Annotated in this window: 13 protein-coding genes; 2 read left to right on the forward strand and 11 right to left on the reverse strand. The window is 68.2% G+C overall.

Features of this window, described 5'->3' with window-relative positions; translation table 11 throughout:
• The coding region (locus HOP12_12255) for a hypothetical protein (GenBank protein NOT34927.1) at window positions 1-434 on the reverse strand (434 nt) is incomplete at its 3' end.
• Entirely contained in the window at window positions 434-2,077 is a 1,644-nt protein-coding gene (murJ, locus tag HOP12_12260; protein ID NOT34928.1) for a murein biosynthesis integral membrane protein MurJ, read from the reverse strand. The genes murJ and HOP12_12255, both read right to left, overlap by 1 nt.
• 114 nt (window positions 2,078-2,191) lie before the next feature.
• Here murJ and HOP12_12265 point away from each other — a divergent pair, with 114 nt between their 5' ends.
• Entirely contained in the window at window positions 2,192-2,983 is a 792-nt protein-coding gene (locus tag HOP12_12265) for an undecaprenyl-diphosphate phosphatase (protein NOT34929.1), read from the forward strand.
• 16 nt (window positions 2,984-2,999) lie between these two features.
• Here the strand turns inward: HOP12_12265 and HOP12_12270 are convergent, their stop codons facing one another.
• Genes HOP12_12270 through HOP12_12280 form a run of 3 tightly spaced genes read right to left on the reverse strand, consistent with a single transcriptional unit; the run spans window position 3,000 to window position 6,048 of the window.
• The gene (locus HOP12_12270) at window positions 3,000-3,638 is read right to left on the reverse strand and encodes a sigma-70 family RNA polymerase sigma factor (GenBank protein NOT34930.1); all 639 of its coding nucleotides are present in this window, start codon (window positions 3,636-3,638) and stop codon (window positions 3,000-3,002) included.
• Window positions 3,626-5,254, reverse strand: a complete 1,629-nt coding sequence (locus HOP12_12275) for an amidohydrolase (GenBank protein NOT34931.1) — start codon at window positions 5,252-5,254, stop codon at window positions 3,626-3,628. The genes HOP12_12270 and HOP12_12275 overlap by 13 nt, the downstream gene beginning before the upstream one ends.
• Window positions 5,251-6,048 carry a fumarylacetoacetate hydrolase family protein gene (locus HOP12_12280; protein ID NOT34932.1) on the reverse strand — a complete coding sequence of 266 codons (798 nt, stop codon included), beginning with the start codon at window positions 6,046-6,048 and terminating at the stop codon, window positions 5,251-5,253. The genes HOP12_12275 and HOP12_12280 overlap by 4 nt, the downstream gene beginning before the upstream one ends.
• A 123-nt stretch (window positions 6,049-6,171) precedes the next feature.
• Here HOP12_12280 and HOP12_12285 point away from each other — a divergent pair, with 123 nt between their 5' ends.
• The gene (locus HOP12_12285; protein ID NOT34933.1) at window positions 6,172-7,515 is read left to right on the forward strand and encodes a nucleotide sugar dehydrogenase; all 1,344 of its coding nucleotides are present in this window, start codon (window positions 6,172-6,174) and stop codon (window positions 7,513-7,515) included.
• On the opposite strand, the gene HOP12_12290 is transcribed toward HOP12_12285, so the two are convergent.
• The 6 genes from HOP12_12290 to HOP12_12315 all read right to left on the reverse strand — a co-directional run.
• Complete coding sequence (locus HOP12_12290; protein ID NOT34934.1) at window positions 7,478-9,073, reverse strand: glycosyltransferase; 1,596 nt, start codon at window positions 9,071-9,073, stop codon at window positions 7,478-7,480. The genes HOP12_12285 and HOP12_12290 overlap by 38 nt on opposite strands.
• A gap of 21 nt (window positions 9,074-9,094) precedes the next feature.
• Window positions 9,095-11,023: a molecular chaperone DnaK gene (gene dnaK / locus HOP12_12295; protein NOT34935.1), complete on the reverse strand. Its 1,929-nt coding sequence runs from the start codon at window positions 11,021-11,023 to the stop codon at window positions 9,095-9,097.
• Between the two features lie 110 nt (window positions 11,024-11,133).
• Window positions 11,134-11,592: an Hsp20/alpha crystallin family protein gene (locus HOP12_12300; protein NOT34936.1), complete on the reverse strand. Its 459-nt coding sequence runs from the start codon at window positions 11,590-11,592 to the stop codon at window positions 11,134-11,136.
• Between the two features lie 270 nt (window positions 11,593-11,862).
• Complete coding sequence (gene nuoI, locus HOP12_12305; protein ID NOT34937.1) at window positions 11,863-12,309, reverse strand: NADH-quinone oxidoreductase subunit NuoI; 447 nt, start codon at window positions 12,307-12,309, stop codon at window positions 11,863-11,865.
• Window positions 12,310-12,400: 91 nt separating this feature from the next.
• Window positions 12,401-12,955, reverse strand: coding sequence for a dCTP deaminase (locus tag HOP12_12310; protein NOT34938.1), 555 nt, complete (start codon window positions 12,953-12,955; stop codon window positions 12,401-12,403).
• 2 nt (window positions 12,956-12,957) lie between these two features.
• Window positions 12,958-13,385, reverse strand: a 428-nt coding sequence (locus HOP12_12315) for a MogA/MoaB family molybdenum cofactor biosynthesis protein (protein NOT34939.1), incomplete at its 5' end; no start/stop codon positions are given.

Genomic DNA, 13,385 nt, shown 5'->3' on the forward strand with positions numbered 1-13,385 from the left:
TGCACCAGCAATGCGAGCGTGACGAGTTCACGCTCCTTCATTTCGAGCGCGCCACGCGAGAGCACCCGGCCATAGGCGTGTTCGATTACCCACGCTTCGAGCGCGGGATGGTGCGATCGCAACGCCGCGCGCACCGAGTCCGCCACCCCGCCGTAGACGGCGGCGAGTGTCGCGAGCCCGCGCCGTCGCCGCGTGGCGACCGGCACCTCGCCGGCTTTCGTCGCCTGCGGCCATTCGAGGCCGAGCAACCGGAGCGATTCGATCGCCGCCGGGTAGGACGCGTAGAGCGTCAGCATCAGCGCCACCTCTTCGAATGCCGCACGTGGACGCCTCGCTCGACGCACGCGCGCCAGCACGCGGCGGATCGCCGCGGCGTCACCGGCGCTGGCGGCGATTGCGAAGCGACAGAGTTCGGCGACGAGTCCCGAACTCATCAGCGCAGGAAGCGGCGCGCGAATGGCACCACCATCCCGGTCAGCGAACCCAGCTCCTCGACGCGCAATGCCCGCAGCGCGCCCCACACGATCGCGCCGCCGATCACCAGCCCTCCCGCGACCACGCCGAGTTCGGTGGTCCAGTGTCCGTAGGCACGATCGGCCAGCGCCCACAGGGCCCACACGAGGAACGCGCCGGCGAGCAGCGAGGCGGCCAGCACCTTGAGCAGCGTCAGCACGAGTCGACCCCCTTCGATGGGTCCGAGGCGGCGGCGCAACAGGAACGCGAGCTGCGCCAGGTTGAGGATCGAGGTCAGCGAGGCCGCGAGCGCCAGCCCCATGTGGTCGAGCCCGAGGCGTCGAAGCGGCCCGATGAACGCAAGGTTGAGCGCCAGGTTGAGCGCCACCGCGATGAAGCTCGCCCGCACCGGCGCCGCGGTCTCGCCGAGCGCGTAGAACGCGCGGGTGAAGACTCCGACCGCCGCGAACGCCGGCAGTCCGATGCAGTACAGGACGAGCGCCCCCGAAGTCGCGGTGGTGTCCGCGCCGCCGAACCGCCCGTGTTCGTAGAGCAGCGCGATGACGGGTCGCGACATCGCGGCGAGCCACACCGCCGCCGGCACCGTGAGCACCATCAGCAGGCGAACCGTCGAGGACAGCGTGCGCGCCATCGACCGGTGGTCGCCGGCGGCGGCCGCGCGGGAGAACGCCGGCAGACTCACGGTCGCGAGCGCCACGCCGAACACTCCGATCGGGAGCTGCATGAGTCGAAACGCGTACCACAGCCACGACACGCTGCCCTGAGGAAGCAGACTCGCGATCAGCGTGCTGACGAACAGATTGAACTGCGTCGCGGCGAGCCCGATCGTGGCGGGAGCCATCAGCCGCGCGACCCGCTGCACCCCCGGATGCGCGCGCGGCCACTCGAGTCGGAACTCGAATCCCTCGGCGCGCAGCGACGGCAGCTGGACGAGGAACTGTCCGAGTCCTCCGATCACCACTCCGGCCGCCATCGCGAGGATCGCGGGCTGTCCGACCGCGCCGCACACCGGCATGAGTGCGAGCCCGCCGAGAATCATGCCGAGATTCAGCAACGCGGGTGCGAGCGCCGGCACGGCGAAGCGCCCCAGCGCGTTCAGCATCCCCATCGCGACCGCGGCGAGCGCGACCAGCGGAAGGAACGGCAGCATGACGCGCGTCAGCAGCACGGTCAGCTCGAGCTTGCCATCGATCGCACCGAACCCCGGCGCGAACACCTTCACGAGCCACGGCGCGAACAGGCCGCCCGCCACGCACACGATCGCCAGCACCAGTCCGAGCGTCACCAGCAATTGGCGGCCGAGCGCCCACGCCGCGGCACGGCCCTCGCGCTGCAACGTCGCGGTGAAGGTCGGCACGAACGCAGCCGACATCGCGCCCTCGGCGAACAGATCGCGCAGCAGATTCGGAATGCGAAACGCCACGTTGAAGGCGTCGCTTGCGAGTCCCGCGCCGAACCACGACGCCATCACCTGTTCGCGCACCAGTCCGAGCACGCGCGACAGCAGGGTCGCGCCGCCGACGATGCCCGCGTCGCGTGCGATGGCGTGCGTCTCGCCGTCGGCGGCGCGGCCGCCGGCGGGTGCGTGGTCGTTCGGCTTCACGCCGCGGCCTTCCCGCACGTGCACGACGCGCACTTGCGTTGCCGCTCCGATGCCTTCCTGATAGCGTGCGTCGCCATGCTCGCGACCGTCACGTCCAGCGTCTCTGCGGCCTCGATCACGCCCGTCCAGGCGGCGATTCTGGGCATCGTGCAGGGACTCACCGAGTTTCTGCCGGTCTCCAGCAGCGCACACCTTTTCGCGGTCCCCGCGCTGTTCGGCTGGCCGTACGCCGGCCTCGCGTTCGACGTGGCGCTCCACTGGGGCACGCTGCTGGCGCTGCTGGTGGCATTCCGGGACGAGTGGCGACGGCTCTTCGCCGGCGCGTTCTCGAAGCAACCGGACGAACGCGGCGCGGCATGGACGACGCTGGCGCAGCTGGCGCTCGGATGCGTTCCCGCTGCGATCGCGGGCCTGCTGCTCGAAGATCTCGCCACCACGCATCTGCGGGCGCTCCCGGTCCAGGCGGTGATGCTGGTCGTGTTCGGATTTCTGCTGTGGTGGGTGGATCGCGTCGCCGGACCCGGACGCCCGACCGCGCCCGGCTGGGCACAGTCGTTTCTGATCGGACTCGCCCAGTCACTCGCGCTGGTGCCCGGCGTTTCGCGCAGCGGGGTCACGCTCACCGCGGGCCGCGCGCTCGGTCTGTCGCGCCTCTCGGCGGCACGGTTCTCGTTCCTGCTCGCGACCCCGATCACGTTCGGCGCCGGAGTACTCGAGCTGCGGCACCTCGACCATTCGATCCCGCTCGGCACGCTGGGAATCGGAGTCGGCGCGGCTGCGCTCACCGGCTTCCTTGCCATCCGTGGCCTCCTCGCCTGGCTGTCTCGCGCCGGACTGTTCGCGTTCTTCGCCTACCGCGTCGCGTTCGCGGTGCTGCTGATCGTCTTCGCTCTCCGCGGTCGCTGATCCGCTCGGCGCTCCGTCACGACGGTCGCGGCGCGCGCCGGTGCAGCTTGTCCGCAAAGTAGCGATGAAGTCGGTCCCGCAAATGGATCCGTGCACGGTGCAACCGCGACTTGACCGCCGGCACCGTCAGCTCGAGCGCCTCTGCGACCTCGGTGTTCGACAGTCCCTCGACGTCCCGCATCACGAAGACCGTTCGCAATTCGGGCGACAGCTGATCCACACCCTCCTGCATGACGGCGCGCGTCTCGGAGTCGAGCAGTTCCTCGAGCGGCTGCGCGGACCAGTCCGCGATGGCGAGCGGCTCCGCGCCCTCCTCACGACTCTGCGACTGCTCGTACGAGACGTGTCCCTCGCGCCGGCGTCGGATTTTCATCAGTGCGGCGTTGGTCGCGATGCGGTAGAGCCAGGTCGAGAAGGTCGACTCGGCCTTGAAGTTCTTGAGCCCCTTGAATGCGGAGAGAAACGCATCCTGAAGCGCTTCGGCCGCATCCTCGTCATTGCGCAGGATCTTCGCGGTGAGCCGGTAGACGCGATCCTGGTAGCGTCGCACCAGCTCGTCGAACGCGCGCGTTTCGCCCTGCTGCGCGTGTTGCACCAGTTCGCTGTCGGGCAGCGCCTGCAGCTCGGCCGCGCTCGGCGGTTTCAGCTCCGACACGTTGAAACCTCCCCGACCTCGGCCGCGACCGACGCATCGCGGTGCACCAATTCACCGGCGAGCAACGTGGCGAGCGGCCGTGCGGCCGCCAGCGAGTCGCCCGCGGCCGCGAACAGATCGCGATCCCACACCACCAGATCGCCATGAGCACCGGGCTCCAGCCGACCGCCCTGGCGGCCGCGGCCGTCGAGCGCTGCCGGGCCGCGTGTGAATCCGACCAGTGCGCGCTCGAGGTCGAGTCGCTGCGCGGGCGACATCACCGACTCGTCGGAAGTGCCGGGAGCGCGACGCGCGACGCATGCGAACAGTCCGCCGGCGCCGGACGGCGGCTCGACCGGAGCGTCGGATCCGAACGCCAGCCGGGCGCCCGCGGTCTCGAGGGTTCGCCACGGGTAGGCCGTATCGAGTCGGCTGGCCCACGCGGTGCGCGCAGTCGGCGTGTCGGTGACGGCATGCGACGGCTGCATGCTGGCGGCGACGCCGAGCCGAGCGAAGCGCGGAACATCGAGCGCGTGAACCAGCTGCGCGTGCTCGATGCGCGGCGGCACTCGAAGTCGGACACGCGCCGGCTCGCCTGCCGCTTCGACGGCATCGAGCGTCGAGCGCACCGCACGATCCCCGATCGCATGCACGGCGCAGCTCACCCCGCCCGCAAACGCGCGGGCGATCGTCTCGCGCAATTCCCGAGCGCTCATCAACTCCATGCCGATCCCGCCGCCGTCGTCATACGGCTCCAGCATCGCGGCGGTGCGCGAGCCGAGTGTGCCATCGGCGAACAACTTCACCCCGCCGATTCGGAATCGATCGTCGCCGGTGCCGCTCTCGATTCCGACCGACAACAGCGCATCGAGCTGTGCATGGGGAACGTGCGCGAGCACCCGCACGCCGCCGCCCGGCGCACCGGCCAGGGCGCGGCGCAGCACGCGCGACTCCTCGGGGCCTTCGAAGACGTGAACCGAGGTGATGCCCTCGGCGTGCAATCGCGCCACCGCGTCACGGACGCGTGCGAGATCCCGATCGCGCTCCGGCGCGGCCAGCGCCACGAGGGGGCGCACGGCGTGTTCCCGCGCCACTCCCGTCAGGCGTCCGTGTCGGTCGCGGTCGAAGCGTCCACCCGCGGGATCCGAAACGCGCTCGTCGAGCCCGGCGAGTTCGAACGCGCGGCGACTCGCCCACACGGCGTGGAAGTCCTTGCTGTGAAGCACCACCGCGCGCCCCGCAGCCGCGGCTTCGAGCGACTCCCAGTCGGGCCCGTCGCTCCAGTGTTCCGCGACCCAGCCGCGCCCGATCAGAACCGCGTCGTCTCGGGTGGCTGCGAACGCGCGCAGCCGCTCCACCACCTCGGCGAGCGTCGCGGCGGGGTCGATCGTCAGCTCGCCTGCACTCCGCGCCCACGCCACCAGGTGCAGATGTGCGTCGGTCAGCCCCGGCGTCACGCTTGCGCTTCGCGCATCGATCTGTCGGGTTGCGGCTCCGCGCCATGGCGCGAGTTCCGCGCGAGTGCCGATCGCCACGATCCGGCCCGCCCGCAATGCGATCGAGTCCGGTCGCGGTCCGTCCGCGGTCGGCACGCCCCAGAGCCGGGCGTTCTCGACGATCAGATCCGCCGTATTCACGATCGCGCCGCCTCCACGCGGTTGCTCAGGACGCCCACGTCATCGACTTCGATCTCGATGTGATCTCCGATCTCGACCGGACCGATTCCGGCCGGCGTCCCGGTCGCGATCACGTCGCCGGGCTGCAGCGTCATGATCCCGGAAATGAAGCTCACCAGTTCGGGAACTGGAAACAGCAGATCGCGCGTGTGACCGTGCTGGCGCTCGACACCGTTGACGCGGCACTTGACCGCCTGGTCGGAAGGGTCGCACCCGAGCGCCACCCACGGACCAAGCGGCGCAAACGTATCGAAGCCCTTCGCGCGTGTCCATTGGCCGTCGAGCTTCTGATAGTTCCGCGCGCTGACGTCGTTGAACGCGGTGATCCCGGCCACGTGGTCGAGCGCCAGGGCCACCGGCACCCGGCTCGCGACCCGACCGATCACGACCGCCATTTCCGCCTCGGGATCGAGGCGCGTGACCCCGACCGGATAGCGGATCACGCCCCCGTGGCCGATCACGGCACTCGGCGGCTTGAGAAACAGCAGGGGCTCCAGAGCTGGCACGGCGCCCGGCAGCACGCTGGCGCTCTCCGCAATGTGCGCGCGGTAATTGAGGCCGACGCACACGATCTTGCCGGGCGCGACTGGCGCCAGAGGCTCGACGTCGGCAAACCGGTCGAACTCGCGGGCGAGCGCACCGCCCTCCCATGGTGCGGCGGTGAGACGCTGATAGCCGTCGTCCGCGAGTTGTCCGAAATACACGGCACCGTTCAACCGGTAGCGGCCGATGCGTCGTACGGAGGAGCGGAGCATGAGGCGTCAGTCTCCGCAGCCGGACGACCGCGGTCAAGACGCGTTTCTCGCACGCTCCGCTGCACTCGGTCATCGGCCTCGGGTTTGGTCGTCTCCGTGAGGCTCTGATACCGTCGCGCGTCCATGTCCAAACCCACCCGAAAGCCGCGCGCACGAACCAGCGATTCGGCGCAGCGCCTGCGTGATCGCATTCAGAAGCGTCGGGCACATCTCGCCGTCATCGGACTCGGATACGTCGGATTGCCGCTCGCGGTCGAGTTCGGCAAGGCCGGCTACCACGTCACCGGAATCGACATCGATGCCCGCCGGGTTCGGGACCTGGCGCGCGGCCACTCGCACGTTCAGGACGTTCCGAGCGCCGACGTCCGTGAGCTCGTGAAACTGGGTCGCTTCGATGCGACCACCGACTTCAGTGTGTTGCGGCGCGTGGATGCGGTGAATGTGTGCGTCCCGACGCCGCTCTCCAAACAGCGCGACCCCGATGTCTCCTACATCGTCTCGGCTGCGCGCGAAGTTGCACGCTACCTGCATCCCGGAACGCTCGTGATCCTCGAGAGCACCACGTATCCGGGGACCACCGAGGAGCTGATCCTGCCGATGCTCGAAGCGACCGGCATGAAGGTCGGGTGCGACTTCTTCCTCGCCTTCTCGCCGGAACGCGTCGACCCGGGCAATCCGCGCTTCAACACCCGCAACATTCCGAAGGTCGTCGGCGGCATGACTCCGGCCTGCACCGAAGTGGCGGTCGCGCTCTACCAGCAGCGGCTCGAGACCGTGGTGCCGGTGTCGTCGCCTCAAGTCGCCGAAATGGTCAAGCTGCTCGAGAACACGTTCCGAAGCGTCAACATCGGGCTCGTGAACGAACTGGCCCTGATGTGCGCGCGCATGAAGATCGACGTGTGGGAGGTCATCGAGGCGGCCGGCACCAAGCCGTTCGGTTTCATGCCCTTCTACCCCGGTCCGGGACTCGGCGGCCACTGCATTCCGATCGATCCGTTCTACCTATCGTGGAAGGCGCGTGCATCGGGCTTCGAGGCGCGGTTCATCGAACTGGCCGGTCACGTGAACGCGCACATGCCCGAGCACGTCGTGGACCTGGTCGCGCACAGCCTCAACCAGCACGGCCTCGCCGTGCGAGGCTCGCGCGTGCTGGTGCTGGGCGTCGCCTACAAGGCGGGCATCGACGATACGCGTGAGAGTCCGTCCCACGACATCATGGAGACGCTGCGACTGCGCGGTGCGCGTATCGAGTACAGCGATCCGCACGTCCCGACCTTCGAGTTCGCGGGACGCACGCTGCGCAGCGTCGCCCTGACGCCGAAGCGCCTGGGGCAGTACGACTGCATCGTGGTGGCGACCGCGCATCGCGAGTTCCCCTACGCGTCGATCCTGCGCCACGCGAAGGGCCTGGTCGACACGCGCAACGCATTCAAGGGCAAGCGCTCGCCGAAGATCGTGCGGCTGTAGCGCCGACGGGTTCCGTGTCGCGCATGCGCCCGACCGCGAGCTCGGCGGGACGTGCCGACGCCATCGCGACCCACGCACAGCCCAGCGTCAGGAACCCGAGGAACGGCAATGCCTGAGGTTGCCCGTTCACCGAGCACCACGCCAGCACCGCCGCGAAGTAGAGCGCCAGCAGGGCTTCGCCGGAACCACCGCGTGGATCGCCGTCTCCGCGAACGCGCGGCGAGCCGAGATCGCCCTGCTTGGGCGTGCGCACGAACGTCCCGACCTTCCCACCGCTACCCGCGACGACGGCGACGGCATTGTTGAGTGCGATCCCGGCGCCGAGCAGCAGCGCGCAGCCGACTTCGCGAGCGACTTCAATACTGCTTCGACCCGACCCGCGCTGACCGCGCGCCAGGAACCACGCGACCGGTACGGTGCCGAACGCCAGCACGCCGAGCTGCAGAGCCCACACCAGCGACTGCGGAATCGTGCTGCGGCCCAGCAGCAGCGGAAGCAGCAGGACTCCGATGCTCAGAAGCAACGGGTAGGCGACGTTCGAGGTGAGGTGGAAGAAGGCCTCCAGCTTGACCGCCAACGGCAGCTTCGCTCGCAGCACGGCCGGCAGCACGAGACGCGCGGTCTGGATGCCGCCGCGCGTCCAGCGGCGTTGCTGGGACTTGAATGCCTGCATGTCGGCCGGTAACTCGGCCGGCACGACCACGTCGCTTGCGAACACGAACCGCCAGCCGCGCAGCTGCGCACGGTAGCTGAGGTCCAGATCCTCGGTGAGCGTCGCGTGGGACCAGCCGCCCGAGTCCTCGATGCACCGGCGGCGCCACACTCCGCCGGTGCCGTTGAAATTGAAGAACAGTCCGCGACCCATCCGCGCGGTGTGTTCGATCCGAAAATGCGCGTCCAGCATCACCGCCTGCGCGATGGTCAGCGCGTTCTCGTCGCGGTTGAGGTGTCCCCAGCGCGCCTGAACCATGCCGACCCGCGGGTCGCGAAGGTGCGGCACCATGCGGCGCAGGAATTCGGGCGGCGGAACGAAGTCCGCATCGAAGATCGCCACCAGTTCGCCGCGCGCGACCGACAGGCCCTGAGCGAGCGCTCCCGCCTTGAATCCCGCACGCGTCGCACGTCGCAGGTGCTCGATCGAAACTCCCGAGGCGCGAATCTCGGCGATCGCGGCCGCTGCGAGGCTGACGGTCGCGTCATCAGAATCGTCGAGTACCTGGATCTCGAAGCGGTCGCGCGGATAGTCGGTTCGGGCCGCGGCCTCGAGCAGCCGACGAATCACACGCGGTTCGTTGTAGACCGGGAACTGAAGGGTGACGAACGGCCACTCCGATTCGGGGAGTTCGAGCGTCGAGGTGCCGGGCCAGGTGCCCATGGCACCACCCGACGGACCGTTCGAGCGCCCCCGCTCGCGAAAGCTCAACAGCGCGTAGCGGTGCGACGAGTAGAGCGCGAGGCCGAGCTGGCACAGGCCATACGCGAGCAGCGCGGCGCTCTCGAAGAGCGGCCGCGCTGCGCCGAGCCACGCCGTCGGATCGAGCGGGAGATGGGCTGACACGCGTAAAGCTCCGGGTGGCCCCTACTTCACGACTTCGAAGTCCGCATCGACCGCGCCGTCGCCGCGTTCCTTCTTGCCCGGGTCGGGCGGCGCATCGGGACCCGCAGCGCTAGCTCCGGCCCCGCCGGCTCCCGGCGGAGTTCCCGCGGCCTGTGCCGCCTGATAGAGCGCGGCGGTCGCCTGATGCCATGACTTTTCGAGCGTCTCAGTCGCGGTGCCGATCCGCGCGCTGTCCTCGCCCTTCAGAGCGTCGCGCAACTGGCTCAGCTCGGAGTCGATCGTCGACTTGAGCGTGGCCTCGAGCTTGTCGCCATTCTCCTTGAGCTGCTTCTCGACTTCGTAGGCCAGATGGTCGCCGCGATTTCGCACCTCGGCCTCTTCCTTACGCTTCTTGTCCTCGTTCGCGTGCGACTCGGCGTCGCGCACCATGCCCTGGATTTCGCTCTCCGACAGCCCGCTCTTCGACTCGATCCGAATGCTCTGTTCCTTGCCGGTCGCGCGGTCCTTGGCCGAAACGTGCAGGATGCTGTTCGCGTCGATGTCGAACGTGACCTCGATCTGCGGAATGCCGCGCGGCGCCGAGGGAATTCCGTCGAGATGGAAGCGTCCGATCGTCTTGTTGCCCGAAGCGATCGGTCGCTCGCCCTGCAGCACGTGGACCTCGACCGACGGTTGACTGTCGGACGCGGTCGAGAACACTTCGCTCTTCTTGGTCGGGATCGTGGTGTTGCGCGGGATGAGCGGCGTCATGACGCCGCCGAGCGTTTCGATGCCGAGCGACAGCGGCGTGACGTCGAGCAGCACCACGTCGCGCACGTCGCCCGCCAGCACCGCGCCCTGAATCGCGGCGCCGATGGCCACGACTTCGTCCGGGTTCACGCCCTTGTGCGGCTCCTTGCCGAAGATCTGCTTGACCAGTTCCTGCACCTTTGGCATGCGCGTCGAGCCGCCGACCAGCACCACTTCGTCGATCTGCTCCGCGCTGAGTCCGGCGTCCTTGAGCGCCTGCACGACCGGGCCGCGACAGCGTTCGACCAGTTCCTCGGTCAGCTGCTCGAGCTTCGCGCGGCTGAGCTGCAGCGCCAGATGCTTGGGACCGTTCTGGTCCGCGGTGATGAACGGCAGGTTCACCTCGGTCGTGAGCGTGCCCGACAGCTCGCACTTCGCCTTCTCGGCCGCTTCCTTGAGCCGCTGCAGCGCCATCGCATCCTTACGCAGGTCGATGCCTTCCTGCTTCTTGAACTCCTCGGCGAGCCAGTCGATCACTCGCTGGTCGAAGTCGTCGCCACCCAGATGGGTGTCGCCGTTGGTCGAGCGCACTTCGAACACGCCGTCGCCGATCTCGAGGATCGAGATGTCGAAGGTGCCGCCCCCGAGGTCGAACACCGCGATCTTCTCGTCCTTCTTCTTGTCGAGCCCGTACGCCAGCGCCGCCGCAGTCGGCTCGTTGATGATGCGCTTGACGTCGAGACCCGCGATGCGCCCGGCATCCTTGGTCGCCTGGCGCTGGCTGTCGTTGAAGTACGCGGGCACGGTCACGACCGCTTCGGTGACCTTCTCGCCGAGATACTCCTCGGCGGTCTGCCGCATCTTCTGCAGCACCATCGCCGAGATCTCAGGCGGCGAGTACACCTTGTCGCCCACACGCACCATGGCGGCCCCGTCGGGGCCCTTCTCGATCTGGTAGGGCACCAGCTGAATCTCGCTCGACACCTCGTCGGCGCGGCGACCCATGAAGCGCTTGATCGAGTAGACCGTCTGCTTGGGATTCGTCACCGCCTGGCGACGCGCGATCTGTCCCACCAACCGCTCGCCGGTCTTTGAGAACCCGACGACGGAAGGCGTGGTTCGAAAGCCCTCGGCGTTCGGGATGACCTTGGGCTCCCCGCCCTCCAGAATCGCGACGCACGAATTCGTGGTGCCAAGATCGATGCCGATCACCTTGCCCATAATGGAGTCGCCTTCCCTTTTCGATGGCGCGCGGGCGCCGGGCCGGTGGGTCCGGGCCCGACGCCGCTCGCGAGATTCATGAGCGCGCGCGGCTCGGCCGCGCGCGATGCTTAGCCCGCCTGGACCTCGATCTCGCGCGCCCGCGCCTGCTCGGCCTTCGGGACGCGAATCTCGAGCACTCCGTGACGGGTGCTGGCGGTGACTCGATCGGACTGCACCGGCTTCGGCAGCCGGAATGCGCGCTCGAATGCGCCGTGGACCCGCTCGTCGTGATGCCAGGACCCTTCTTTCACTTCGCGCTGGCTCTTGCGCTCCCCGCGCAGCGTCAGCAGATCACCGACCAGGCCGACCTTCACGTCCTTCTCGGTGAGGCCCGGCAGGTCGGCGTGAATCACGTAGGCGTCCGGCGTCTCTTCGATGTCGACCGCCGGGTGGAACACGGCCGCGGTGTCGGCGGCGAAGCGGGACGGCTCGAACAGGCGATCGAACAGCCGCTCCACACCGTCATGCGCGAGCGACGGGGCGTGCGAAACGGCGAGCGAAGGACGATGCCAGCGAATCAGCGTCATGGTCGTTCTCCTCGTTGGGATGAATGCACTTCGAACACGTGGCTCGATCGAGTTCCGACCTCGTCGAGTTCGCATGCTCCCAACGCAGTCCTCGTGCCAGCGCGCCCGGTACGCGCATCCCGTTGCGCCATCGCACCGTGCGGGCTCCGCACGAGATGCACGCGCGGTGTTTCGATTCGCTTCGGCGTTTCGATCCGGGACGCGGACGTTCCGCCCTGGAACGGATTCGCGAGACGTGATCGAACCGCGCCACCGCGTCCCCTGAACCACTCATCGCTCCGGCAGATACCCCGACTTCTCCATCGGGACCATCATTTCGTCCTTGGTGTAGATGAAAGCGTCGCGGTCGTAGTCCGCCAGCTCGTACTTCTTCTCGAGGTAGATCGCGTCCTCGGGACACGCCTCCTCGCACATGCCGCAGAAGATGCACCTCAGCATGTTGATCTCGTAGCGCTCCGCGTAGCGTTCACCGTGCGAACTCGGCCGCGCCGGATCGTTCTCGGCCGCCTTGACGAAGATCGCATCCGCCGGACAGGCGACCGCGCACAGTTCGCAGCCCACGCAGCGCTCGAGTCCGTCCTCGTGACGGGTCAGGATGTGCAGCCCGCGGAAGCGCGGGAACATCGTGAGCTTCTCGTCGGGGTACTGGACTGTGAAGGGCTTCTTGAACAGGTTCTCGAGCGTGATGCCGAGCCCCGTGGCCAGCTCCTTGATCATCGGTCACTCCCCTCGGCCGCAGCGGACGGACGGAACGTGCGCGGCGAAAAGATACGGGGGGCCGCGGCGCGAAGCAACCGGAGGCGCCCGATCACAGCCTCGGCAGCGTGATGCCGACCTGCTTCTGGTACTTGCCGTTCTTGTCCTTGTACGAGACCTCGCACGGCGAGTCGCTCTCGAAGAACAACACCTGTGCGATGCCCTCGTTGGCGTAGATCTTCGCCGGCAGCGGCGTGGTGTTGCTGATCTCGAGCGTCACGAAGCCCTCCCACTCGGGCTCGAACGGTGTGACGTTCGTGATGATGCCGCACCGTGCGTACGTCGATTTGCCGACCGTGATCGTCATGACGTTGCGCGGGATACGGAAGTATTCGACCGAGCGCGCGAGCGCGAATGAATTCGGCGGCACGATGCAGACTTCGCCGTTCACGTCAACCATGCTGCGCGGATCGACGTGCTTGGGGTCGACCACGGTGGAGTTCACGTTGGTGAAGATCTTGAACTCGTCGGCGACCCGGATGTCGTAGCCGTAGGACGAAACGCCGTACGAAATCACTCCGGCGCGCACCTGCTTCTCCTCGAACGGCTCGATCATCTGGTGTTCGACGCACATGCGGCGGATCCAGTGGTCGGGCTTGATGGACATGCTTACGCTCCCTCGCGACGTCGGTCGAGGAGCCGGACCACGTGTCCGAGCTCCGGAATCAAGAGTCGAGTCAGAGCCAATGTGACCGCTTTGGGCGAGCCCGGCAAGGCCACGACCAGTCGTCCGCGCACCACTCCGGCGAGTGCTCGCGACAACCACGCGGCACTGCCGACCTGAGCGAACGACAGGCTCCGGAATGCTTCGCCGAAACCCGGCAGCTCGCGTTCGAACAATGGAGCGAGTGCCTCGGGGGTGCGGTCGCGTGGCGCGATTCCGGTACCGCCGGTCAGGATCACCGCATCGACGCGCGGCTTCGTCACCGCGGCGCGCAGCGCACGACGAATCGCGGCGATCTCGTCCGGCACCCAGGTGCGCGACTCGATCGGGTGGCGCACGCGACGCAGCAACCGCTCGATCGCGTCGCGCACCT

Source organism: Candidatus Eisenbacteria bacterium (assembly GCA_013140805.1).
GTDB lineage: Bacteria > Eisenbacteria > RBG-16-71-46 > RBG-16-71-46 > RBG-16-71-46 > JABFRW01.